The sequence below is a fragment of the Pseudomonas sp. GW823-FHT02C02 genome (assembly GCF_058797635.1).
Genome location: NZ_JBXAJV010000009.1, coordinates 68,013 through 92,832 on the forward strand (window position 1 = coordinate 68,013; position 24,820 = coordinate 92,832).

At 60.2% G+C, this 24,820-nt stretch carries 21 protein-coding genes; 5 read left to right on the forward strand and 16 right to left on the reverse strand.

Going from position 1 to position 24,820, the window contains the following annotated elements; all coding sequences use genetic code 11:
- Positions 1-42: 42 nt before the first annotated feature.
- From AC1ROI_RS17605 to AC1ROI_RS17620, 4 genes are read right to left on the reverse strand one after another with little or no spacing between them, the layout of a single operon-like run.
- On the reverse strand, positions 43-1,533 hold the full coding sequence (locus AC1ROI_RS17605) for an aldehyde dehydrogenase family protein (protein WP_083376105.1): 1,491 nt from the start codon (positions 1,531-1,533) through the stop codon (positions 43-45).
- Entirely contained in the window at positions 1,530-3,149 is a 1,620-nt protein-coding gene (locus AC1ROI_RS17610; RefSeq protein WP_083376104.1) for a GMC family oxidoreductase, read from the reverse strand. The genes AC1ROI_RS17605 and AC1ROI_RS17610 overlap by 4 nt, the downstream gene beginning before the upstream one ends.
- 52 nt (positions 3,150-3,201) lie before the next feature.
- The gene (locus tag AC1ROI_RS17615) at positions 3,202-3,411 is read right to left on the reverse strand and encodes a ferredoxin (RefSeq protein WP_083376103.1); all 210 of its coding nucleotides are present in this window, start codon (positions 3,409-3,411) and stop codon (positions 3,202-3,204) included.
- The gene (locus AC1ROI_RS17620; RefSeq protein WP_102594089.1) at positions 3,408-4,688 is read right to left on the reverse strand and encodes a cytochrome P450; all 1,281 of its coding nucleotides are present in this window, start codon (positions 4,686-4,688) and stop codon (positions 3,408-3,410) included. Before AC1ROI_RS17620 ends, AC1ROI_RS17615 begins: the two co-directional genes overlap by 4 nt.
- A gap of 239 nt (positions 4,689-4,927) precedes the next feature.
- Between AC1ROI_RS17620 and AC1ROI_RS17625 the strand changes: the two genes are divergently transcribed.
- Positions 4,928-5,551: a TetR/AcrR family transcriptional regulator gene (locus tag AC1ROI_RS17625; RefSeq protein ID WP_083376101.1), complete on the forward strand. Its 624-nt coding sequence runs from the start codon at positions 4,928-4,930 to the stop codon at positions 5,549-5,551.
- A 5-nt stretch (positions 5,552-5,556) separates the two neighbouring features.
- Here the strand turns inward: AC1ROI_RS17625 and AC1ROI_RS17630 are convergent, their stop codons facing one another.
- Complete coding sequence (locus AC1ROI_RS17630) at positions 5,557-6,468, reverse strand: LysR family transcriptional regulator (protein ID WP_083376100.1); 912 nt, start codon at positions 6,466-6,468, stop codon at positions 5,557-5,559.
- Between the two features lie 142 nt (positions 6,469-6,610).
- On the opposite strand from AC1ROI_RS17630, the gene AC1ROI_RS17635 reads away from it, so the two are divergent.
- Positions 6,611-7,516 (forward strand): helix-turn-helix domain-containing protein, encoded by a 906-nt coding sequence (locus tag AC1ROI_RS17635; RefSeq protein WP_083376099.1) that lies wholly within the window; start codon positions 6,611-6,613, stop codon positions 7,514-7,516.
- Positions 7,517-7,577: 61 nt separating this feature from the next.
- Here the strand turns inward: AC1ROI_RS17635 and AC1ROI_RS17640 are convergent, their stop codons facing one another.
- The 8 genes from AC1ROI_RS17640 to AC1ROI_RS17675 form a co-directional block, all read right to left on the reverse strand.
- Positions 7,578-8,504: a quinone oxidoreductase family protein gene (locus AC1ROI_RS17640; RefSeq protein ID WP_083376098.1), complete on the reverse strand. Its 927-nt coding sequence runs from the start codon at positions 8,502-8,504 to the stop codon at positions 7,578-7,580.
- Positions 8,505-8,598: 94 nt separating this feature from the next.
- The gene (locus AC1ROI_RS17645) at positions 8,599-9,846 is read right to left on the reverse strand and encodes an MFS transporter (protein WP_083376097.1); all 1,248 of its coding nucleotides are present in this window, start codon (positions 9,844-9,846) and stop codon (positions 8,599-8,601) included.
- A gap of 11 nt (positions 9,847-9,857) precedes the next feature.
- Complete coding sequence (locus AC1ROI_RS17650) at positions 9,858-10,679, reverse strand: SDR family NAD(P)-dependent oxidoreductase (protein WP_083376096.1); 822 nt, start codon at positions 10,677-10,679, stop codon at positions 9,858-9,860.
- Positions 10,680-10,738: 59 nt separating this feature from the next.
- Positions 10,739-12,103: a phosphotransferase family protein gene (locus AC1ROI_RS17655; protein ID WP_083376095.1), complete on the reverse strand. Its 1,365-nt coding sequence runs from the start codon at positions 12,101-12,103 to the stop codon at positions 10,739-10,741.
- Between the two features lie 38 nt (positions 12,104-12,141).
- On the reverse strand, positions 12,142-12,591 hold the full coding sequence (locus AC1ROI_RS17660; protein WP_083376094.1) for a nuclear transport factor 2 family protein: 450 nt from the start codon (positions 12,589-12,591) through the stop codon (positions 12,142-12,144).
- A 33-nt stretch (positions 12,592-12,624) separates the two neighbouring features.
- Positions 12,625-13,443, reverse strand: coding sequence for an SDR family NAD(P)-dependent oxidoreductase (locus AC1ROI_RS17665; protein ID WP_102594090.1), 819 nt, complete (start codon positions 13,441-13,443; stop codon positions 12,625-12,627).
- A gap of 62 nt (positions 13,444-13,505) precedes the next feature.
- Complete coding sequence (locus AC1ROI_RS17670) at positions 13,506-14,858, reverse strand: DUF1329 domain-containing protein (RefSeq protein ID WP_083376092.1); 1,353 nt, start codon at positions 14,856-14,858, stop codon at positions 13,506-13,508.
- 66 nt (positions 14,859-14,924) lie between these two features.
- On the reverse strand, positions 14,925-16,595 hold the full coding sequence (locus AC1ROI_RS17675; protein WP_102594091.1) for a DUF1302 domain-containing protein: 1,671 nt from the start codon (positions 16,593-16,595) through the stop codon (positions 14,925-14,927).
- Positions 16,596-16,825: 230 nt separating this feature from the next.
- Here AC1ROI_RS17675 and AC1ROI_RS17680 point away from each other — a divergent pair, with 230 nt between their 5' ends.
- From AC1ROI_RS17680 to folE, 3 genes are all read left to right on the forward strand, one after another.
- Positions 16,826-17,275: a hypothetical protein gene (locus AC1ROI_RS17680; RefSeq protein ID WP_083376091.1), complete on the forward strand. Its 450-nt coding sequence runs from the start codon at positions 16,826-16,828 to the stop codon at positions 17,273-17,275.
- A gap of 196 nt (positions 17,276-17,471) precedes the next feature.
- Positions 17,472-21,035: an indolepyruvate ferredoxin oxidoreductase family protein gene (locus tag AC1ROI_RS17685; RefSeq protein WP_102594092.1), complete on the forward strand. Its 3,564-nt coding sequence runs from the start codon at positions 17,472-17,474 to the stop codon at positions 21,033-21,035.
- 60 nt (positions 21,036-21,095) lie between these two features.
- Positions 21,096-21,653, forward strand: coding sequence for a GTP cyclohydrolase I FolE (folE, locus tag AC1ROI_RS17690; RefSeq protein WP_083376089.1), 558 nt, complete (start codon positions 21,096-21,098; stop codon positions 21,651-21,653).
- Between the two features lie 39 nt (positions 21,654-21,692).
- Here folE and AC1ROI_RS17695 read toward each other — a convergent pair whose 3' ends face one another.
- The 3 genes from AC1ROI_RS17695 to AC1ROI_RS17705 are packed head-to-tail and all read right to left on the reverse strand — an operon-like array spanning position 21,693 to position 24,811.
- Positions 21,693-22,448 carry an SDR family NAD(P)-dependent oxidoreductase gene (locus tag AC1ROI_RS17695; protein WP_083376088.1) on the reverse strand — a complete coding sequence of 252 codons (756 nt, stop codon included), beginning with the start codon at positions 22,446-22,448 and terminating at the stop codon, positions 21,693-21,695.
- A gap of 18 nt (positions 22,449-22,466) precedes the next feature.
- Entirely contained in the window at positions 22,467-23,519 is a 1,053-nt protein-coding gene (locus tag AC1ROI_RS17700) for a phosphotransferase family protein (RefSeq protein WP_083376087.1), read from the reverse strand.
- Positions 23,516-24,811, reverse strand: a complete 1,296-nt coding sequence (locus tag AC1ROI_RS17705) for an acyl-CoA dehydrogenase family protein (protein WP_083376086.1) — start codon at positions 24,809-24,811, stop codon at positions 23,516-23,518. Before AC1ROI_RS17705 ends, AC1ROI_RS17700 begins: the two co-directional genes overlap by 4 nt.
- Positions 24,812-24,820: the final 9 nt, after the last annotated feature.

The window sequence follows — 24,820 nt, forward strand, 5'->3', positions numbered from 1 at the left end:
TGTCAGTCGTTTTGTCTGCACCCCGGTCGCAGGGCTGCATGGCTAGCGCCCGATGGGGTAAATGATGGATTTTTCCTGGGTGAACTCTTTGAGCCAGTTCGGCCCGAATTCGCGGCCCAGGCCTGAACGCTTGAAGCCGCCAATCGGCGCATAAGGCAGGCTGCCGCTGCCGCCATTGAGGTACACGCTGCCCGCACGGATGCGTCTGGCCAGGGCGTAGGCGGTGGCGGCATCGGCCGAAGCCACGGCAGCGTTGAGGCCAAAGCGCGAATCATTGGCGATGGCCACGGCTTCGTCATCGCTGTCGAAACCGATCACCACCCCCACCGGCCCGAAGATTTCCTCTTGGGCAATCAGCATGTCGTTGCGCACGTCATCGAACAGGGTGATGTCGCTGAAGAAGCCCTGGCGCAGGTGCGCAGGTCGGCCACCACCACACACCAGCGCGGCCCCGGCATCGCGGCCGCTGGCGATGAAATGCTCGACCTTGGCGCGCTGCGACTCGCGGATCAGCGGGCCCATCATCACGCTGGGATCCGCCGGGTCACCGACCTTCCACTGCCCGGCAATGGCTTTGGCGCACTGCACGAATTGCTCGCGTACCGAGTGATGCACCACGAAGCGCGTCAGCAGCGCACAGCCCTGCCCCGCGTTGACCGCCAGCCCGGCAACGGCCCCCAAGGCGGTGGCCTGAATGTCGGCATCGGCGCGCACGATCAATGCCGATTTGCCGCCCAGTTCCAGATGCACGCGCTTCAGGGTCGGCGCTGCCTGACTCATGATGCTCATCCCCACCGTTTCCGAACCGGTGAACGAGACCATGTCCACACGCGGGTCGCTGCTCAGCAGGCTGCCCACTTCAATACCGCCGGTGACAATGTTGAGCACGCCTTTGGGCAAGCCGATTTCTTCAGCGATCTGACCAAACAACAGCGCCGAGTACGGGGTAAATGGCGAAGGTTTGAGCATCAGGGTGTTGCCGGCCAGCAAGGCGGGAAACACCTTGGCCAGATTGAGCAGAAACGGAAAGTTGTAGCCGGTGATACCGGCCACCACCCCAATCGCCTCACGCTCCACCGTGCCGCTGCCGAGGATCATCGGCCCGGTCGGGTTGAACGGATTGGGATTGGCCTGCACTGGAATCTGCAGGCTGTCGCCGTGCAGAGACTGCGCGATCGCGGTCAGCACATGGCCCAGCGGCATATCCACCTGCATGGCGTAAGTCACGCCTTGCGAGCAGCCGACTTCAGCGATGATCAGCGCGGCAATCTGCTCCCTTTTGGCCACCAAAGCGGCGTGCATCCGCCGCATGTACCCGGCTCGTTCGGTCATGCTCAACCACGGCCAGGGGCCGTTATCAAAGGCGTTGCGAGCGGCGGCAATGGCCGCGTCGGCGCTGTGCAGATCACCGCTCGGTGCATGACCGATGACCGCTTCGGTGGCGGGGTTGAGCACCGCTTCGCGCGGACCGTCGACACCCACCCACGCCCCATCGATGTACAGCTTGTCCAGCTGGGTAAAGGGAACACTCATGGTGTTGGATCTCCTGAGACTTTGCCGGTAATGATTTCTGCAGCGCGCATGGCAATGGCCATGGCCGGGGCATTGGTGTTGCCAGAAACCAGGCACGGCATCACCGAGGTGTCGACCACACGCAGGCCCTCGACGCCACGCACTCGCAGTTCAGGGTCGAGCACCGAGGCGCTGTCGGCACCCATGCGACAGGTTCCGGAAACGTGATAGGCGGTCTGGCCGAAGCGGCGGAACGCGGCAAGAATTTGCGCGTCGCTTTCAACCTTCGGCCCCGGTGTCAGCTCGCCGACAATGAATGGCTTGAGCACCGGCTGCGCAGCCAGACGGCGGAACCAGCGAAACAAGGCAATTGCGGAGGTGCGATCGATCTCGGCGCTCAAATAATTGGCGTTAATCCGGGGTGGAACCGTGGCGTCTGCCGATTGAATGCGCACCTCACCCTGGCTCTGTGGACGCAGGAAATAGCCGCCGATGGTCAGGCCGGGCTGCTTGTCGATTTCGACCTTGTTGCCGTCACCGTCCATGGAATAGAGGCTGACGCCAATTTGCGCGTCCGGTCGCTCCAGTTCGGGGCGGGTCTTGATAAAGCCGCCGGCCTCGTGGGCGGCGTGGGTCATCGGTCCTTTCTTGCGCAAAAAGTATTGGGCCACTGCACCGAGTAACCCAATCCCATGGAAGCAATGATTGAAGCTGCCACGGGTGACCCGGTACTGCATGGCCATGTACACGTGCTCACGCAGGTTGCGCCCGACCTCGGGGGCGTCGTGCAGCACACTGATACCCAGCGAGTTCAACAGTGCGGCGGGGCCGATGCCAGACAGTTGCAACAGCTTCGGCGATTCAATGGCACCGGCGCACAACAACACCTCGCGGCGCACTTCGAAGCGTCCCTTGCCGGCGCTGTTGTTGACCTGCACGGCACAGGCACGGTGCTTGCTGAACTCGATGCGTTGCACATCCGTGCCGGTCATTACCGTCAAATTCGGACGTGCGCGCACCGGGTCGAGAAAGGCCTTGGCGGCGCTGAATCGCTTGCCTTTCCAGGTGGTTTGCGGCTGATAGCCGAAGCCACCCTGAGTGACCGAGTCGATATGATTGGTGTCTTCAGTGCGCGCCACACCCAGCTCACCGGCCGCGCTGATGACGGCATCGCACAGGGCGTGGCCCGACGGGTGCACGGTGACTTTGAGCGGACCACCGACTCCGCGCCATTGGCTCTTGCCCAACTGGTGGTCTTCGAGGGCGACAAACTGCCGGCCCATGTCTTTCCAGCCCCAACCGGCGCAGCCTTGCGCTTCCCAATGGTCATAATCGGCGGGTGCTCCCCGTACGTAGACCATGCCGTTGACCGAACTGGAGCCACCAATCGTTTTGCCCTTGAGCCATTGCTCGTCGCTCATGCCCTCACCGCGTGCCGCCTTGTAGCTCCACACATGCGGATTGCCGGGGCTGAGCAGTTTGCCAATGCCACGGGGCATGGCAATCAACGGGCTGGTGTGATCCGGGCCGCTCTCGATCAGCAGCACCGAAACGGTCGAGTCGGCGGACAAGCGATTGGCCAAAACGCAGCCAGATGACCCCGCACCGATGATGATGTAGTCGTAGGTTTTGCTCATTGTTGTTCTTCTTTTGCGGGTTGCTGAAAGTCTTCCATCAACAGGGCGGCACTCACCGGGGTTCGTCGGATGTCTCGCGAACCTCGATCACCCGTTCCGGGCAGGCCCGGGCGCCCCGTTTCGCCAGCCCCTCTTCCCCAATCGGTACACTGAAGCCGCTGCTGGCGATGTAGCCGTTGTCACCGAGGGGATAGAGCGTGGGCGCGACGTTGTTGCAGCGGGCATGACCCACACAGCCGGATTGATTGATCAACACTTTCATGCGTTGGCCGCCTGTTTGTTCGAGGCGGTTGCCGTGGTGCCCGGCTGGTCCCATTGCAGGTGCAAGTCTTCCATGCCGAATACGCCGAAGGCGTTGAATTTGGGCGTGGTGTCGTCAGCGATGCGCAGGAGCGGCAGCCGTTGCAACCACAACTCCAGGGCAATCCGAAGTTCACGGCGCGCCAGGTGCGAGCCGACGCAACGGTGCACACCATAGGAAAACGCCATGTGCGGCGATGCACCGGCACTGCGCTGGAAGTCGACTTTGTCAGCCTCATCGAATACTTCGGGGTCGAGGTTGGCCAACTCGGTGCTGATCAGCACCATGTCGCCTTTCTTCATCATGACTTCGCCGATCTGCACGTCGCAGGTCACCGTGCGGCGCATATTGACGATCGAGTAAGAGCGCAGCAGCTCTTCCACCGCGTCGCCAATCAGTTCGGGGTTGGCCCGCAGTTGGGCTTGCTGCTCGGGATTGCGCGCCAGATGCCGGAAAAACAAACCCAGGCAAGAGGTCACCGTATCCAGGCCGGCAATGAAAATCAGGAAGTTGATGCCGAGCATTTCATCGTCGGTCAGCGGCCGGCCATCAATCTCGCTGGTCAGCAGATAGCTGGTGAAGTCATCACCGGGATTGGCACGCCGCTCGGCGATGTGGTTGCGGATCCAGTCGGTGATCGCCCGTGCGTTGTCGGTCACCGTTTGCAGGTCGACGCTTTTGATCAGTGTCTGCGTCCAGTGCTGGAACAATGGCCGGTCTTCCAGCGGCCAGCCCATGAGGGTCAAGAAGATCAACGTGGGAAACGGTTTGGCGAACGCTTCGTTGAAATCGCAACGACCGTCGGCTTGCACCTCATCTATCAATTGGTTGGCCAACTGGCGGATGTTCTGCTCCAGGGCCTCAACCTTTTTCGGCGTGAACAGCGGATTAAGCAATGCGCGGTATTTGGCGTGTTCAGGCGGATCGATTTCCAGTGGCGCCAGGCGCCAGCTTTCACCGAGCAACATCGCGTAGGGTGTAAGGCCGACGCTGCTGAAGGTTTGCGGGTCTTGCAGAATACGCCGCAGGTCCTCGGCACGCCGAGGTACCCAGGTGCCGGGTAAGAAGCTTAAACGTGGAATCCAAAAAATCGGCGGGGTTGTCCGGTGCAGTTCGGCGGCCCAGGCATAGGCGTTTTCGCCCTGGGCGGTGAGCTCCGCCCACAGATCGAAATCGCGGACAAGGTGCATGGGGATGTGCGCAGGAACAGGTGCAGGCGTTTCAGGACCGTTACTCATTATTGTTCTCCAGGTCTCTATCGGACTGGAGAAACGGTAAGGCCGCAGGCGCAAAGCCACAACGAACAGAAGCGCAAATCTGTACGGCATAAACGGAATTCATTAACACTTTCGTTGAAGATGTTCTAAAACTAATTCTGCTGGTGCCAAACATCCTCTGTCATTGTGTGCCGATCACCGCCGGGAAGCCCCTGTGCCCGACGTCATGAAACCAATAAAAAGCGCTGCCGAGGTTCAGAATGTTTCACTTAGCTTCCGTGCAAACAGCCGATAAAAACCACTCCAGCCAACGCCACGCCTTGCGTTCCCAACGCACCCGGGAACTGCTGCTGGACCACATGTATCGCCTGGCGCTGGAAAAGGGCTACGAGGGGATCACCGTCCAGCAATTACTGGACAGTACGGGGGTGGCGCGCTCCACCTTCTACGCGCACTTTCGCGACAAGGAGGATCTGATCGTTGCCGGGTACGAAGCCATTGGCATCCCCTCGACCAAGGTCACCGAAGTCGATGGCGACCGCCGTGTCCTGCTGGATGTTTCGGCCTGGCTGTTCAGCGCCACCGAACGCCATGCGGCACTGACGACGGCGTTTTTCAGCGGCCCGGGACAAAACGTGATTCTCGCGCACCTGGAAAATATCCTGATCATCCAGGTCCGGGAGCATTATCGGAAACAGGGGCTGTACCAAGTCGATCAACTACGCGGCGAAGCCGCCGTGCGCTGTTTCGTCGGTGCCCTGGTGGGGCTGTGGCTGTGGTGGGTGCGTCACGATTATCCGAACCCGGCAAGGGAAATGACCGAAACCTTCGACAGCCTGATGAACAACGGCACCTGGCCGCCTGAGAACAGCGTGCGCCAGTAGCGACGCTAGGAGGCACAGGCCATGATCAGAAACTGCCGAAATGCCTGCGCCGGCGCCGACAAACAGTTCTCCGGCAGCCAGATCAGCCCCAGTTCCATGGGTGGAATCACGTCCACCAACGGACGGATTTCAATCTTTTTGCCTTCCAGGGACCAGGCCCGGTACAGCATGTCCGAGAGAATGGTCACGCCGAATCCATGCCCCACCAGCCCGCGCAATGCCTCCATGGATGAGGTGCGAAAAGCCACCTTGGGTGCCAGTCCGCGGGATTCCCAATAGCGCAAGGTCGAGGTCTCCCCCTCATCGACCGTAGCAAGGATATAGGCATGCTCGGCGACGTCTTCAAGATTGATCGAAGTGGCGGACATCAAAGGGTGCTGACTAGCTAACCAGAGCTGGCGGCGCGAACGAATCAGCACATGGTGAGCAAAACCGTGCAGGTTCTGCGTATTGGAGACAATCGCCAGCCCGAGATCGAGATCGCCATTGCTCAGGGCTTCTTCGATGCTCTGGCGGTCCATGTCGATCAGGTCGATCTCGACCTGAGGGTAGCTGCGTTTGAAGCGTGCCAGCAGCGCGGGCAGAAAATAGCCCAGCACAGTGTAGGAGGCGCCTACCCGCACGGTGCCCTGCATCGCATGGCCGAGGAACAGCGGTTCACTGAGCGCATCCTGCAGGGTGTCGAGAATGTGGCGGGCATGCTGGGAAAACTTGTTGCCTTCAGCGGTCAGTGTCACGCCATGGGGCATGCGGTCGAACAGGCTGACGCCCATGGACTGTTCCAGATGCAACACCGCCGCCGTAATCGCCGACTGCGATACATGCGCCTTCAGCGCCGCCTGGGAAAACTGGCCTGCGTCGGCGGCGGCAACGAAATAGCGCAGTTGACGCATCGAAATATCTTTGCCTTTTGTCATCTGATTTTCCGATACCTGGCGCCTGAATATATGAAACAGCTTGGTCCTCACGCTGGTTACACTCGAGACCGGGTAGCTGCCCTGACGTATCGTTATCCTTCGAATTTCAGCGCCAATAATAAAAATGGCTGAAGGTTGAAAAATGAACGCGATCCACTACAGCGAGTACGACTGTGAAGCGTCGGGCAATTTCCTGACTGAAGCTTCATTGGCCAGACAAGGCTTCGACATCCGGGTTGAACATGCGCAATGGTCCAACACCGGCACAGCCTTGATCGAAACCGGCGACAGTTGCCTGATACGCCTGATGCTGCCTGCCAGTTCGCAGATCAAGCCTAACTGCGGCGGTTTTTCCAGCCACGGCGCGCCTCAATTCCAGCCTCTGGGCAAGCTGTTGTTCATTCCCCATGGCACCGAATTCCACCTGCGCCACGATGCCGGTGAGCAAAAGGCCCTGGTGTGTCTGTTCGATCCCTCATCACTCGGCGTCCTCGGCAGCTATCGCTGGAACTGGCAGGACAACGTCAGCGCAGCCATGCTCAATCTGCAAAGCGGTTACCTGCACGCCTCGTTGCAACGGCTGGCCGAAGAAGTCGCCAACCCCGGCTTTGCCAGCGAACTGCACACCGAGTGCCTGCTCACCAGTATTGCCCTGGACCTGCGCCGCGAATTTATCGATGCGCCCGACGAGGCAATCAGTGCCTCACACAACGTAGAAAAACTCAGCCCTCGTCAACTCAACATCCTGCGTGAACTGCTCGACAGCGCCAGTGATGAAGGCCGCTCTCTCAGCCACCTGGCGCGGGCCTGCGAGCTGCCGTTGCGGACACTGTCCAGTCGCTGCAAAAACACCACCGGCATGACCTTGCGCCAGTACGCCGCGCATACCCGATTGCAAAAAGCCGTGGCGCTGTTGGCTGACCCACGGTTGCTGATCAAACAGGTGGCCTATCAGGCCGGCTTCAACAACGCCGCCGCTTTCAGTGCGGCCTTCCGTAAAGAACTCGGCGTCACACCCGAGGAATTTCGCCATCAGCGCCAACGCTGACACTGAACCTGTGGCGAGGGAGCTTGCTCCCTCGCCACGGACCGATCTTCTAATACAGGCCTTAACGACGAATCGTGGCGGTGATTTTGGCGTGTGGCCCATTGACCTGCGCGGCCCAGGCTTCAGCCGCCTGATCGAGGGTGAAATCCAGGTAATCCACCTGTATCTGCTGCTCTTTGGCGATTTTCAGCAGACGCAGCCAGATCTGTTCACGGTCTGCAGGCGGGCGCTGGCCAGTGCCAATGCACGACAAGTTGCGAAACAACAGATCGGCAATATCCAGATTGAGCTGACGACCGGCGCCCGTGCCAATGGTCATGATCCGTGCTCCCCAATTGGTGGCTTTCAGGGACGTCAACATTGGTTGACCGCAAACGAGGTCGAGCACCACATCAAATCCGCCATCAGCTGCATCCTTGAGGGCAGCGACATCATCGCTGCCACCCAAAGTCACCACTTCATCGGCAAGGCCTCGCGATTTCAACCGGCCCAGTGCTTCAGCGGACCGCGCAGCACCGACCACCTTGCCCGCACCCAGACCGCGCGCCAGTTGCAGGGCGATCTGGCCGAGAGTGCCGGTGGCGCCCAAGATCAGCACCTTCTCACCCTTCTGAATCGCGGCTTTTTCCAGGGGCACGATGGCGCCGGTCGCAGCGATGCCCATGCTGATCGCGGTTTTATCGTCCACGTCGTCCGGCACATTCCATACTTCGGCTTGCGGCACCAGGGTGCGCTCTGCCCAGGCACCAAACGGCAACACCGAGCGCTCGCCGAAATACACCCGACGGCCATCCGGCGCACGGCCGACGCCTTCGCCGCGAATGACACAGGGATATTCAACACCCAGGCGGTAGGCGCCGAGTACATCCCAGCCCCCAAGGCCAGCAGTATCGACATCGATCAGCACCGAGCCGTCTTGCGGCTGCGGATCACGAAACTCGCCCACTACCGGCGGCGCATTGCGCTCGGAAATGATTGCTGCACGCATGGCATTCTCCTTGTCTGTTTTATTGTCAGGCTGCACTTGAAGCAATAATTGAACATTAATCTATTATTTGTCCATATTTACTTCGACAGCCTACTCAATTGGCCGCTAACGGCTCGGACCGATATCGCGGATACCCACCCAACGTCAGCAACAGCAAAGGGCCGACGACAAAGCAGATAAAACTGAACAACAGCATGGCCGAGTAGCCACCGGTGAGCTTGAACAAACCGGCGAACAGTAAAGGCGAGATCGCCGCTCCTGCGGTAATCAAACCCAGGTGCGCGCCGAACAACCGGCCGTAGTCGCGCATACCGAAGTAACGGGCAATCAGGAAGGCCGCGATATCGAACTCGGCACCGGCACCCACGCCGACCAGCAACGTGGCGAGGGTGTACATCGCAATACTGGAATCCCCATAGGCAAAAATGCCGCAGGCAAGTGCCGGCACCAGCAGCGCCACAGAGGCAACACCGGGCGCCCACAACCGGTCAATCAGGTAGCCCACCAATAGTCGGCCAAGGATCAGCGACACGCCGAAGCTGGCGAAAATCTGACTGGCCTGCAGGGCGCTCAGGCCACGGTCCTGCAGCAACGGCACAATGTTGGTGACCATGCCCACCACGCACGACACCACCAACGTCATCGACAGGTTGCACACCCAGAACCGCCATGAGCGCAGCGCCTCGCGCAGCAGTAGCCCGCCGGTTTGTTCACTGGTGGCGTGGAGTTGCGTCGAGTTTTGGCTGACATCGGTGGTAGGCAACAGCCATCGTAAAGCCAAGGGCAACGCCAGCAGTACCGGCAATACGCCCAGCGCGAGGAAACCCGCCTGCCAATTCCAGCGGCTGATCGCCCAGGCGGTGATCAACGGCAGCATGATGGCAGCCAGTCCGGAGCCACTGAGAATGATCGCCAAGGCCAGGCCACGGTTTTCCTCGAACCACAAGTTCACCAGGTGCGACCAAGTCACCTGCAACGTCCCCAACCCGGCCAACGGCACCAGGAAAAATCCGAGGTAAAGCGTCCATATCGAGCCATTGATACAGGTCAGGGTGAAAACGCTCAGGGACAACGCCAGCAGTGACAGCAACGTGACCCGGCGTAAGCCGTAGCGTGAGTTGAGCCAGCCGGCCAATTGCGACGCGACGATGGTGCCCAGCGACAATGCGGTGATCGCCGCCTGCAACTCCGCCCTGCCCCAGCCCATGGCCTGCTCCAGCGGAATCACCATAGAACTGAAGCTGTACAGCAGCAACGAACTGGAACTGGTGGCAACGCCGACCAACGCCAGAATCAGCACTCGCCAGCCGCGTTTGAATTCTGCGTTATCAAATCCTTTCATGGTGGGTGACCTCAGTTATTTCCGATAAACACAGCCGCTTCCGCGCTCTTGCTCAGCACCTGGGCACGGCGTGCCGGGCCAGGTGCTTTCAAGACCTCGACAAGGGTATCTTCGGGGTGAATCAGCGTCGGACCATTACCCAGTTGTTCAAGCGCCATAAGCGCGAGGTCTTCTGCTTTGGGCAAGGTCATGGTCAGGGCGTCGGCAATGTTCAGTTTGACCATGGCAGCGCGCATGGTCGGTGTGTCGACAGTGCCGATGAGCAGGTTGAGCACATCGACGCCACGGTCTTTCCACTCGGCCCATAGCGATTCACCGAGGTTAAGGGCAAAGCCCTTGGTCGCGGTGTACATCGCCAGTTTGCGAATTCCCCCCAAGGCTGCCTGTGAACCCACCAACAGCAAGCCGCCCTGCCCGCGCTCCAGCATTGCAGCGCCAAAGGCGTGGCTGCATTGCATCACCGTCAAGCAATTGAGGCGCAGTAAGGCGCCCCAGCCCTCGACCGAGGTATCGAGAAAGCGCGTGATGTAAGGGTCGCCGCCCGCGTTGTAGATAAACAGACCGATTTGGCGTTCACCGACAGCTGCGAGCAAGCGCTCACAGGCATCGGGCTGAGAAAGATCCTGGATCACCACCAGCACCTCGATGGCGTAACGTTGCTCCAATTCGCTTTTCAGTTGCGCCAGGGCGTCGCCACGGCGCGCCACCAGCACGCAGCTGAGGCCACGCTCGGCGAGGGCGTGGGCAAACGCCGCGCCCACGCCATGGGAGGCTCCGGCAATCACCGCCCACGGGCCATACCGATGCTGGAACGCATTATCAGGGACAGACATAAACACTCCGAAAACGAAGGCCCGGCGACCAGCCACCGGGCGAGAAAGGTTTCACCCTGTCAGGCGACGGGTGGCAGGTCGATGTGGCTGGCGGAGGCGCCAATGGCGGTGCTGCCGTAAACCAGCACGCGCCGCTCGATGTGCGCCATGAACAGGCGCAGCAAGGGTTCGTCGTATTCGGGCCCCGCGCTTTTGACGAAGGCTTCCAGCGCTGCATCAATCTCGCTGTAATCATTGAAGGTGCGGTCCAGCAGGACTTGCGCCTCCTGCTGCTCCAACTCGCGCAAATGCAATTCCATGGCATCGCCACGGCCCAGGTACTCCACCAGTTTGCTCACGGCGCGCAGCTTGGTTTTCTGGAAGTCACTGCCGACCTCCACCTGCGCCAAGGCATCGGCGAGCATGGTCAGCAACTGTGCATTCGGGCCGCTGCTGACTATCTCCAGTGTTGGCGTTTGCAGCGGCACCCCCATGGCTTCGGCCAGCGCGTGCACCACCACCCGGCGCAGGGCGATGTCGAACTCGGTGTAGGTGTCGTGGGGGTCGCCCGGTTGTGGCGTGGCCACCGATGCCGAGAACTGCATGGTGCTGACGGTGGCAAACAGCGCGGTGTGGTAACGCACGACATCGGGGTCCGCCGGCTCGCCGGTCACTTGCTGATAGTAGCGATACAGGTCCGCGAAACTGTCTCCGAGCGGCTCGTAATTGTCGCGCATCCGCGCCGACGCCAGGTCAGCCAACGGATCACCAATCATGGCGAATTCAAAATCGTAGAGGCCCTTCACCTGTCCGTTCTCGAACAGGTATTGCCCAGAATCGTACTGCACGAAAGCAGGCCGGGTACGGTGCTGCGGCACATTGCGGCGCAACCAGCCGAGGGCGAATTCGGCCAGAGGCTGAGGCCTGGTTTTATTGCGCGCATACAGCGGGTAATAAGCTTCCAGACCTGCAAGGGTAATGCCCTCGGCACTGGTCGGCAGATGAATGCCCTGTTCAATGAAGGGTTGCAACGGCAGTTGGTGCATGCGCGCCATGGCGTCGACCCACTGACGTGCGACGGCATGGCGCTCGGTATCAGTGTTCGCCGTGCTGACATCACGACTCCCCGGCACCAACTCCATCAAGATGGCTTGCGGGTCTTCGCAGAAGCCGTAGATACGCGGCACCGGTACGCCCTGCTGACCAAGCAAGGTGAGAATATCCGCCTCCCGACGCAGCTCCGGGAATGGACTGACATCACCACCTCGCTCGCCACGAATATGCAATTGGAGGGTTTCGCCATCGCGTTGCAGTTCAAGGTTCCACGCCGGACGCCAGCGCAGCAGACGTTGCATCGCCGTGATGTTCCCACCCAGCAGCCCTTCGACAAAGTTGCGCAGCTTTTCTTCGACCGGATCAACAGTCGCATTTATTGTTGTTGGCATACGGGGTCTTCCTCAGGCGCTGATGTCCAGCGCCGCTCTTAATGGGTGCTGGTGCTACCAGCGTTCGGCCCGCCTACCTGCTCCAGCGGCACGCCCTTTTTCTTCGCCAGATCGGCAGTGTCCAGGTACTCGCGCCACGCACAGATCAGGCCGTGTTCGTCCAGCTCATACACCGCCACCATTGAGTGCGGCATGGGTACGCCATTGCTGACGCAATAATCGTCGCGTTCGGTCATCACCACGCGCTCCGAAGAGACGATGTGACGCGTGGTACAGCGGTTGTGTGTGACATAACTCATCTGCCGCTCGATTTCGCGGCGCAACGCATCTCGCCCACGAATCACCGGGCCACCGGGTACCCACAGTTGCCAGACGGCGTCGTCTGCGAAGGTGGCCATGATGCGTTCGAGGTCCGGCCGGTTGCCATCGCTGCCGTCGCCCCAGGCGGCGAGCATGTCGAGGATGAAGCGTTCCTGTTCGAGTGCCATAAAACGGGCTCCAGTGCAGTGAATGGATCGGGATCAGACCGAGGCCTGGGGCAACAGGAAATTGCGCACCACCGGCACCATCGGCGTGCCGCAACTCATGCCGCCGTCCACGCGCATCAGCGTGCCGTTGACGTAGGCGGCGTCATCGCTGGCGAGGAAAGCGGCCATGGCCGCGATGTCCTCCGGCTCGCCCAGTTGCGGCACGTTTTGCAGGTCGAGAAAGGCCGCCTTCATCGCCTCGTTAGCCCAGCTTTCCATGGCCGGCGTGCGAATCACCCCCGGCAAAATCCCGTTGCAACGAATGCCGCGTTTACCAAAGGTGGCGGCAATGCTTTGCACGTACCAGTTGAGTGCGGCCTTGGAGGCGCCGTAGCTGAACTGAGAAATTTCCCCGGCAATCGAGCTGGTGGACGAGGTGAACAGAATCGAACCGCTGCCCTGGGCCAGCATGTGCGGCAAGGCGTACTTGCACGCCAACACACCGCCCAGCACATTGACCCGCATGCAGTTGTGGAACAGCTCGGTGTTGAAGTTGATGAAGTCGATATCGCGGGTGGTGGCCGGGTTTCTGTACACGGCGTTATTGAACAACACATCGATACGCCCGAAGGTCTCGACGGTCTGCTCGACCATCTGCCGCAAAGCGTCTTCATCGCCGACATCCACTTGCATGGCCAGTGCCCTGGTGCCGATTTCAGTCGCCACGGCCTGCGCCGATTCGGCGAAAAGGTCGGTGACCACCACCTTGGCGCCCTCCCGGGCAAAACGCAGGGCCGAGGCGCGGCCGATGCCACTGCCGGCGCCGGTGATCACGCAGACCTTGCCTTCTAAACGTTGCAGTATCTCGCTCATAAAAGGGTCTCGGGACGGAAAAAAAACGGCGCCCGTGGCGAGCGCCGAAAAGGAGCATGCGGTCAGCGGGTCTGGCCACCGGCGATGGTCTGCGGATTGGCTTCACGCTCAGCGACCGGTTCCTGCCGGTAGCGCGTCGGGCCGTTGCCGAACATGCCGTATTGGTCACGGGTGAAGTCGTACAACGAGTAGGAATCCTGTTGCGGATTATTGGGAATGCCGTACGCCTCGATGTTGTATTGCGAGCCGGTACGGAACAGCGCGCCGCTGTCGTCCCAGGCGTCGTAGACCGCAGCGCCGAAGGTGTCTTCGTCGATGTAGTAGCGACGTTTTTTCTGCGCATGACGTACGCCGTCCTTGCGCGTCGCTTCCACCACCCAGACACGGTGCAGCTCCCAGCGCTCACACGCGGGGTTGATGTGTTTTGGCATGAGTTTCTTGTCCATGTCGCAACCCCATTTCAGCGTGTAGTTGCTGTAGGGGATGAACATTTCCTTCTTGCCCACCAGTTTCCAGTCGAAGCGGTCCATCTTTCCGGAAAACAGGAAGATTTCGTCGTAGAACGCCACCCCGCCGAACGCCGAGTTGGGGGTGTCGTAGTTGAATTCCGGGGCCTTGCGGACGCGGCGCTGACCGGTGCTGTAGCTCCAGGCGTAGCGGGAGTCGGCGACCGGGTCGAGATAATCCCAATACCCGGATGCCTGCCCGGCCGTACGGGCCGGCGCGACGATGCGCGACCAGATGCGCTGGGCGATTTTCGGATCACGCCCGGGAACATCCATCTGGTAGAAAGGTTTTTCGCCGGTGGACCGGTTGGTGTTGGTCAGCGTCGCGTGGCCCTCGTTGACCACATAGGCACTGTGGTTCCAGTCCCAGCCATTCACGCCCTGATAGTTGAGGATGTAGTTCCACATCAACTCCCGGCCATCTCGCGGCAGCGGGAATGGCAGACCGCCCCGGCAGCCTTCGCTGATCGACAGGCCGTCGTTCTCGGTTTTGCAGTCCTTGCGGCTGGCGTTGCGCTGGGTGGCTGCTAGGAAATTCGCCGGAAAGGTCGCCGTCCTGTGGGTAGGGTACACCTCAAGATAATAAGTGTCGGGGTTCTGCTTGAGCAGTTGCAGCTGCCCGGCCGCCAATTGGTCGGCGTACTGGTCGGCGTTGGCCGCCGTAATGCGCAGGCGGGGTTTTTCATTGGCAAACGGGTTGGGCCAGTTGCCGTCGCCGGGCACCAGCCCTGCGGGCACTTTCAGGCCACCGTCGTAGGCCGGAATAGTGCCTGCCGCGTTGCCCGCAAGAATCGCACCAAAGGTCGTCAGCTTGCCGCCCAGGTCGGCGGTGGTAGCGCCCTCATCGGCCACGGCCGACCCCGCCAAAGCAATGGCCACAAGGCCCATCGCATATGCATTAACCGTCATAACGTTCTCCATTCAGATGGGTGATCGCCGAGTCCGGTGATCACTGCATTGCAGTTCAGGCGCGGTTCAGAACGCTGTGCTGAGGGTGAGCGACACCCAGTTGCGGTCGGTCAGGCCGACGTCGCCGGTGCCCCCGACCACGGTTTTTCCGACGCCGGCGACGTCTGCATATTTACGTTCGCTGCCGTAGCCGATGTACGACAGGGTCACGTCGACACGCTCGTCGTAGGTGCCTTTGACGCCGGCCTTCCAGGTGTATTTCCCTTCGTTGCCACCGCCCGTGGCGGCATTGCCGCTGACGCCATAATCCACACTCATGGGAGTGGAAATATTCCAGCCGGGGAACACCCCAAGCCATTGCGGCGCAAAGCTCACGGCCAGGCCGACATAGTTCTTGGTGGCGCAGCCGTAATGCTTGTCCTGCCCCGCCGGGCAGCCGCCATAGCCTTCACCTTTGAACAGTTCTTCGTGCTTGGTCACCCGTTGCACATGACTGAATGCCATTTCGGTGATCAGGCTGCCGGTGTCGAAGTAATCGGTGCGCGGCAGCAACCACAGACCATTGACCACCATGTGCCAGGTGTCACCGCGAGCGCCCTGATTATCGGTGGTGCTGATGTTGCTGGAGACCAGCGAGGTGTTCTGGCGATACGACAGATCGACGCCGAGGGAGCCGCCGCCCAGTACCGGGCCCGCGGAGTAACCCAGGCCATAGAGCTTGACGTTCTCGGCGTACACGTAACGGGCAAAGCTCGGCGCCACTTGCAGGCCCCACGGGTTGTAGTCATCGAACTCGCGATAGAACGCGCTGACCTCCGAATGCAGGAAGTCGAAGCTGTAGGTGCCCATCACGCCCCAGTTGCCCCTGTCCTTGGGTTTGACCGGGTCAATCAAAGGCCGCGAAACACCGCTGAACAACGGCAAACGGTCCGGTCCTTCCAGGGCGACGTCGGCGGAGGCCAGATACGTGCCGCCTTCAGGGGCGCGCGTGGTGTCCCATTCGAAGAAATATTGCGCCGCCAGCGATAACTTGTCGGTGACCTGAGCTTGGGTTGAAATCTGCGTCAGCGGCAGGAAGATTTCGCGGGTTTCGGTACCGGGGTTGCTCACCGCCTTGCGCCCATCCAGCGGTGCTTGCGAGTAGGACACCGCATGCCCGGCAATCAGCAGGCCGTTGCCCCAGTACACAGTGTGGCGGCCGGCACGTACGCTAACCGGAATCTCGCCGAGATCGAAACGGGTAAACGCAAAGGCGTCCAGTAACTCGCCGCTCGGGCCACGGTGATAGCGTTTGGTGAAGCTGGAGTATTTACCATTGGTGTAGCTCGGCGTGCTGGTACCGGGAAACGCACCGGGGTAGTAAACATTCCCCGGGCTGGTTTCGACTTCGGTGTTTTCGTAAGCCTGGTCGTACCAGCCCGCGCCGCTGATGCGAAAGCCGTTGTACTGCTTGTACGCGACCTCCATTTCGCTCATCACATCGACCCGATTGGTCACCACATCGCCGCGATCAAACTTGGCATCGGACTCGTCGTAGCTGGCGTTGTTGGCCAATGCGCTGTCGCGCCCTTCGGCCCTGATCCCGAGGTTGTAACGCACGGTGTTGTCCCAGCGCGCGGTCCAGTCCGGATTACCGGTATCAAACTCGGCGGCCTGCACAGCGCCAACGGTTAAGGCACACCCGGTCACGCTGAACCAGACAGCCAGGCTTAACGGCTTTAGCTTTGCGTCGATCATCGACACTCCCATTACTTTTTTATTGTTGTTGGCAGCCGAAGCTTTGGGCCGTCTGGACCGCGCCTATGAGCGCTGATCCGTGGGCTTTCGGTATGGACTGAAGTAGACGGGACGGGGAGGTTTGAGACAACGATTGGGAGTATTGCTGAAATGCATTTCGGTATTGGTCAAATACTCCCGACCTATACTCAAAGGTCCTGGATCGTACTTTTTGAGTAGAGGAGGTGACCATGAAATCGGGAACCCAGACAGCGGCATTCGTAGCCGCTGCGATGATCGTCGGCTGTACGACTTCATCAAGCCAGACAGTGACCGTTCCGTTGAACGCTACACCGCGCAACGGCGGTCAGATCGCCAATACAACGCTGGCCGTTCAGGGCAATGAGACAGCGTTTTCCTTCGTCGTCAGTGGAGTTCCAAGCGGCACCCTTCGGCCCTTGAATCTCTACACGTTTATCAACAAAGGCAGCTGCGTGCGGCCCGGGCCTGTCGCCTATGCAATGAATGACCGGATCAACACCAATCGCATTTCTGCAACGCGCGGCTGGACCTATTCACGAAGTGCGCCAGTGGCGCTGTCAGAGCTGCTTTCCGGTGGATACTACTTAGTGGTAAGGACCACACCAGCCGATGGCAACGTTGATATTTTCTGTGGCGATATCAAGCCCGAAACAAGGTGAAAGTGACACCAGACCGCTAACAGGCTTTATCCACAACGGCGTAAAGAACATTGTGCATCCAGGTATTTGAATAACCGATACCGATACCCTGTTTTTGTGATTTTACGATGGCAAAACCGCTCCCTAGACTCCAGCCAATAACTAGGCAACGCCGCTCTCCTGGCGTCGCCATGACAATAAAGCCTGGAGGATGAACATGAGTGCGCCCCCGTCTCTGGATGACAAATACGTCAAGCACAGCGGCAACGTTTTGCTCACCGGCATTCAGGCGCTGGTGCGTCTGCCGCTGATGCAGCGCCAACGCGATCTGGCCAATGGTCTGAACACCGCCGGGTTTATTTCCGGGTACCGTGGCTCGCCGCTGGGTGGTTTCGACCAGGCATTGTGGAAGGCGCGCGACTACCTCAAGGAACACCACACGGTGTTCCATCCAGGCATGAACGAAGACCTCGCCGCCACCTCGATCTGGGGCACGCAACAGGTCAATCTCTTCGAAGGCGCCACTTACGACGGCGTGTTCGGCATGTGGTACGGCAAGGGGCCGGGCGTCGATCGCTGTGGCGATGTGTTCCGTCACGCCAATGCCGCCGGCACCTCGAAATTTGGTGGTGTGCTGGCCATTGCCGGCGATGACCATGGCGCACGCTCCTCTTCGCTGCCACACCAGACCGAGCACATTTTCAAAGCGGTGATGATGCCGGTGCTGGCGCCATCCGGTGTGCAGGAATACCTCGACTACGGCATGCACGGTTGGGCCATGTCGCGCTATTCCGGCTGCTGGGTCGCCCTCAAAGCGGTGGCTGATACGGTCGAGAGCGCGGCCGTCGTCGACATCGACATTCATCGCGTACAACCGATCATTCCCGATATTGCGCTGCCCGAAGGCGGCTTGAATATTCGCTGGCCAGACCCGCCCCTGGCGCAGGAACAGCGGCTGCTGGAACACAAATTGTATGCCGCCCTCGCCTACGCCCGTGCCAATCGCCTTGACCGCATCGTGATGGATTCGCCGAAAGCGCGCATCGGCATCATCACGTCCGGCAAATCGTACCTCGACGTTTGCCAGGCACTGAAAATCCTCGGCATCGACGAAACACTCGCCCAGCAAATCGGCCTGCGCGTGTACAAGGTCGGCATGGTTTGGCCGCTGGAAGCGGAAGGCGTGCGGCAGTTTGCCGAGGGTCTGGAAGAAATCGTGGTGGTGGAAGAAAAACGCCACATGATCGAATACCAGCTCAAGGAAGAACTCTACAACTGGCGCGAGGACGTACGCCCGCGCATCGTCGGCAAGTTTGACGACAAGGGTGAGTGGAGCCTGCCGCACACGGGTTGGTTGCTGCCAGCCATCAACGACCTGACCCCGGCGATGATCGCCCGGGCGCTGGCCAAACGCATTTTGCGCCTGCATCAAAACGGACCGCTGCAAGTGCGTCTGGCGGTGCTGGATGCGCAGTTTGCCAGTAAAGACCAGTTCAGCAACCTGATGGAACGCGTGCCCCACTATTGTTCCGGTTGCCCGCACAACACCTCGACCAAAGTCCCGCAAGGCAGTCGCGCACTGGCCGGAATAGGCTGCCATTACATGGCCGCCTGGATCTACCCGCAGACCCAGACGTTCAGTCAGATGGGCGGCGAAGGCGTGGCGTGGATCGGCCAGGCACCGTTCACCACCACTCAACATGTCTTCGCCAACCTCGGTGACGGAACCTATTTCCACTCTGGCATTCTCGCGATTCGGGCCGCCATCGCTGCCAAGGTGCAGATCACTTACAAGATTCTCTACAACGACGCCGTGGCCATGACTGGCGGACAACCGGTGGACGGCACGCTCAGCGTCTCGCAAATCAGCCGTCAATTGGCTGCCGAAGGCGTGCAACGTGTCGTGGTGGTCAGCGACGATGTCGAGAAATACCAACACATCCATGATCTGGCCGACGGCGTGCCGGTGCTGCGTCGCGACAAGATGGACGAAGTGCAGGAACAACTGCGCCAGTTCCAAGGCGTATCGGCAATCATTTATGACCAGACCTGCGCCGCGGAAAAACGTCGGCGCCGTAAGCGCGGCAAGTTCCCGGATCCGGCACGCCGGGTCGTGATCAACGAAGCGGTGTGTGAAGGCTGCGGCGATTGCAGCAGCAAGTCCAACTGCATGTCGGTGGTGGCGGTGGAAACCGAGTACGGCCGCAAGCGGGAAATCGACCAGTCCTCCTGCAACAAAGACTTCACCTGCCTCAACGGCTTTTGCCCGAGTTTTGTCACGGTCGAAGGCGGTTCCTTGCGCAAACCCAAAGCGCTTGCAGCCAAAGCCGATGAAGTGTGGGAACTGCCGACGCCGCCAACCGTTGCACTGGATGAGCCTTACAGCATTCTGGTGACCGGTGTGGGTGGCACCGGCGTGGTGACCATCGGCGCTTTGCTGGGAATGGCAGCATTTATCGAAGGTAAAGGCACGCTCAACCTGGACATGGCCGGCATGGCGCAAAAAGGTGGCGCGGTGTGGTCGCACATTCGCATTGCCGCGCGCCAGGATCAGTTGTTCGCACCCCGTATTGCCGAAGGTGAAGCGGCCCTGCTGTTAGGTTGCGACCTGGTGGTCAGTGCCAACACCGAAACCTTGTCCAAGCTGCGCCAAGGCGTTACCCATGCCCTGATCAACAGCGAAGAAACCATCACCAGCGCATTCGTGCGGACCTTCGCCCAACAGGCGGAAAGCGGAGATTTGCTGAAGCACCCGGACCCGAAATTCCATACCCAAACCATGTCGGCACAAATCGCCGATGCGGTTGGCCATGCCCAGGCTGACTTTGTCGACGCGAGCAAAATCGCCACGGCCCTGATGGGCGATTCGATTGCCACCAACACCTTCATGCTCGGTTACGCGTATCAGAAAGGCTGGCTGCCAGTAGGCGAAGCGGCACTGCTGCAAGCCATCGAACTGAATGGCACCGCGGTACCGTTCAACCTTGCCGCGTTTGCCTGGGGCCGGCGCAGCGCCGAAGACTTGCCACGGGTCTTGCGCAAACTGGAAGCAGGCAACGTGCAGAACGCAGACCGCCTGTTGTCGCAAAGCCTTGAAGAAACCATGGAACGACGCGTGGAGTTTCTCACGGCGTACCAGAACAAGGCCTATGCCCAACGTTACCGACAACGGGTCGAGCAATTCATGAAGGCGGAAACGGCGCTGCTCGGGCAACCGGGCAAGCTGTCGGCAAGCGTCGCCCGTTATTACTTCAAAGTGCTGGCGATCAAGGATGAGTACGAAGTGGCACGCCTGTTCACCGATGGCCAGTTCCTGGAAAAAATCCAGGCGGGCTTCGAGGGCGACTACCGCCTGCGCTTCCACTTGGCGCCACCGCTGCTGAACGATAACGGCCTCGGCCGCGAACCGAAAAAGCGCAGCTTCGGCCCGTGGATGCTGCAAGGCTTCAAGCTGTTGGCGAGGCTCAAGTTCTTGCGCAACACCTGGCTCGATCCGTTCGGCCGTACCCACGAGCGCAAGGTGGAACGCAACTGGCTGGCCAGTTACGAAAGCGTCCTCGACGAAGTGCTGGCAGGCTTGACTGCCGACAAGCTGAGCCTTGCTCAGGAGTTGGCGGAGTTGCCAGACAGCGTTCGCGGTTATGGTCCGGTTAAAGAGCGTTTCCTCGGCCACGCCGAACAGCGCCTGGCGCAATTGCTTGGGCAGTGGCGTACTGGTACGAGTGCCATGTTTCACGATGCCAGCCAGGTCACCGGCAAAATTGCCGTGACTCAACTGTAAGCAGCAACCCGGGCGGCATGCAGTGAGCCCGGGAAGTTGGCTAAACAATAAGGTCGACCAATGAACGAAGAACTGGCGAAAAACTACCGGGGAATTCTCCAGGCCGTGGGCGAAGATCCGCAGCGAGAAGGCTTGCTGGATACGCCAAAACGCGCGGCCAAGGCCATGCACTACCTCTGCCACGGCTACCGGCAAACACTGGAAGAAATCGTCAACGGTGCACTGTTCGAGTCCGATAATGATGAGATGATCATCGTCCGGGACATCGAGTTGTACTCACTGTGCGAACACCATCTGTTGCCGTTTATCGGCAAAGCCCACGTTGCTTACATGCCCACCGGAAAAGTGCTTGGCCTGTCGAAGGTGGCCCGTATCGTCGACATGTTTGCCCGCCGCTTGCAGATTCAGGAAAACCTCACCCGACAAATTGCCGAAGCCATTGCCCAAGTCTCCCGTGCTGCTGGCGTGGCCGTGGTTATCGAGGCGAAACACATGTGCATGATGATGCGCGGCGTGGAGAAGCAGAACTCGACCATGACCACCTCGGTAATGCTCGGCACCTTCCGCGAGTCGTACAACACCCGTCAGGAATTTTTGCAGTTGATCCGTAGCCGCTAAGCGCTGTGCCTGGTTCATCCCAAGCACGCGGCCAGCCACTCAACTGAGCATTAACATACCGCCGTCAATCATCAGCGTCTGCCCGGTGACAAATCGCGAACCGTCTCCGGCAAGAAATACCAGCACTGGCGCCAGATCCCGGGCCGGTTCGCCCAGTTGTCCGCCGATGGGCACTTGCCCGGCCATGTACGCGTCGTGCTGCTGCAGTTGTTCGGCGCTCATGCTCGCGCGGGTGGCTTCGTACATCGGCGTCCACATGGCCGGGGCGATGGCGTTGACGGTAATGCCCAAGGGGCCCCACTCCCGCGCCACCGTACGTGTCCACGCCAGCACGGCGCCTTTGCTAGCGGCGTAATGGGCTTTGCCAGGCTGTCCGATGACGCCTGCCGCAGAGGCGAAGTTGATGATCCGCCCACCGCTGCCTTTAAGCAGTTCATAGGCTGCGCGATTGGTCAGGAATGTGCCCCGGGTATTCACCGCAAAGACTTTTTCCCACTCGTCCAGCGTGATGCTATCGGCACTGGCATTCGGTGCGATGCCCGCGGCATGTACCAGCACATCCAGCCCGTTGAGCTGTTCGTTGGCCCAGGCGAAAGCGGCATCCACGGATTGGCTGTCAGCAATATCGCAGACTCGTGTATGCGCCCACCCGCCACCGTCACCTGTTATCGAGGCACCTTCGCCCAGGTCCAGGCTGATGACATGGGCCCCCTCCTCCACAAACGCCTTGACCACTGCCGCGCCGATCCCCCTGGCGCCCCCCGTGACGATGATGCGTTTACCGGCCAGTTGCATGGCTTGTTCCTCTGATTATCAGGCGGTTTGATCAATGCGCTGCAACGCCGTAGCGAACAGCCGCAGAGCCGAGGCATGGTGTTTTTCACCCGTGATCAGGGAAGCCTTGCCGGCACACGCACGGGCGTAACTGACTTCGAGAAAGATGCCGAGCTTGAAGCCGGCCAATACCAGGTACCAGTTGAAGTCTGCCAAGGAGCGCAAGCTGCCGGCGCGGTAATGGGCGACCAGTTCGTCGCTGCTGCAAAAGCCTTCCCAGGGGTGAACTTCGATGGTGCCGGCACCATGACCCTCGGCATCGGGCCAGGTGACCACCAGCCAGGCGAGGTCGAGCAAAGGATCGCCGATGGTCGCCAGTTCCCAATCGACAACTGCGGCCAGTTCCGCGCTGTCTTGGCGGAACATGACGTTGGACAGGTGAAAGTCGCCATGCTGGATGCCGGCCTGGAACTGCGTCGGGCAATGCTCGTTCAACCAGTTGGCCAACTGTGCAAGTCCCGGCAGACCGCTCGCGCCCGGCCAGCCGGCGTAGCCTTTGACGCTGTCCAGTTGTGCCAACCAACGTGAGACCTGACGCTGATGAAAACCCTCGGGCCGGCCAAAATCCTCGAGACCCACCGCCCGGTAGTCGATTTCGCCCAGACGCAATAACGCATCCACCATGGCCAGCCCCATACGTCTACGCATTGCCGGCTGCTGCGCGTGCGGCGCTGGCAAACCTGCCGCGCCGTTGGGATTAAAACCCTGCACGGGTTCCATCAAATAGAAACTGGCGCCCAAAACGTCCTGGTCGACACAATCGGCTATCAGGCTGGCATAGGGCACCGCTGATCCGGCCAACGCTTTTAGCAACCGAGCTTCACGGGCAATGGTTTTACTGCCGACTTCACGCAGTTCTCTGGAAGGCCGCCTTAATACGAATTCGCGCGTACCACGGCGAAAGCGCAGTAACAGATTCTGCGTGCCTCCGGTCAATCGCAGCGGTGCCTCGATGGGGCCGCTTTCCAGGCCTCTGGTGTCCATCCATAGGGCCAGGCGCTCGAGGTCGACCAAATCCTGCCAGTCGTTCATGCGTCGCGCTCGCCAAGGCCGGCCAGGGCATCGGTGTATTTTTCCCGGGCACGGGCCGCGGCGGTGGGCCGGTGGTAATCGGGGAACAGTTCGTCGCAGGGTTGGTAATCGCGTAGCAGCTGTTTGGCGACGGTGATTTTGTGCACTTCGGTGGGCCCGTCGGCCAGTCCCATCTGGAAGGAGCGGACGATGTAGCCGGTAAACGGCATTTCTTCGCTGACCCCCAGCGAGCCATGCACATGCAGGGCGCGCGCGGCGATGTCATGCAGCACCTTGGGCATGATGGCTTTCACTGCGGCGATGTCTTTGCGCACCCGTTTGTAGTCCTGATACTGGTCGATGCGCCACGCCGTGCGCATCACCAGCAAACGAAATTGCTCCAGCTCGATCCACGAATCGGCAATTTTCTCCTGGACCATCTGCTTGTCCGCCAGACGACTGCCTTGGGTACTGCGCGACAACGACCGTTCACACAGCGCATCAAGGGCTTTTTGCGCCTGACCGATGACGCGCATGGCGTGGTGCACACGGCCCCCACCCAAACGTACCTGGGCGACGACAAATGCCTGGCCGGGCGCGCCGAGCATATCGGCCGCGGGCACTCGCACTTTGTCGAATGACAGGTAAGCATGGGTGGCAGCCGGGTCATCGGCGATACCGACGTTGCGGATAATGCTTACCCCCGGAGCATCGGCAGCAACAATAAACATCGACATGCCTTCATACACCGACACGCTTTTATCGGTCACCGCCATCACGATATAGAACGCGGCGTAGCGCGCATTGGAGGCAAACCATTTTTCGCCGCTCAGCACCCAGTCATCCCCCTCACGCACCGCCTCGGTGGTGAACACCGCAGGGTCGGCGCCGCCTTGCGGTTCGGTCATGGCGAAGCAGGAGACGATATCGCCATCGAGCAACGGTTGCAGGTAGCGCTGTTTCTGCGCTGGGGTGCCGTAATGGGCGAGAATTTCACCGTTGCCAGAGTCCGGTGCCTGACAGCCAAACACAATTGGGCCGAACAGCGAACGCCCGAGAATTTCATTGATCAACGCAAGCCGCACCTGGCCATACCCTGCCCCGCCCAGTTCCGGGCCCAGGTGACAAGCCCACAAGTTGCGCGCCTTCACCTGCGCTTGCAGCGGTTTGACCAGTTGCTTGAACAGCGGGTCGTGGATATTCCACGGGCTGCCCAACACGTGATCGAGGGGTTCGACTTCCTCACGCACGAACTGCTCGATCCAATCCAGTTCCACTTGAATCTCGGGGTCGGTCTGAAAGTCCCAGGCCATGGTGTTTCT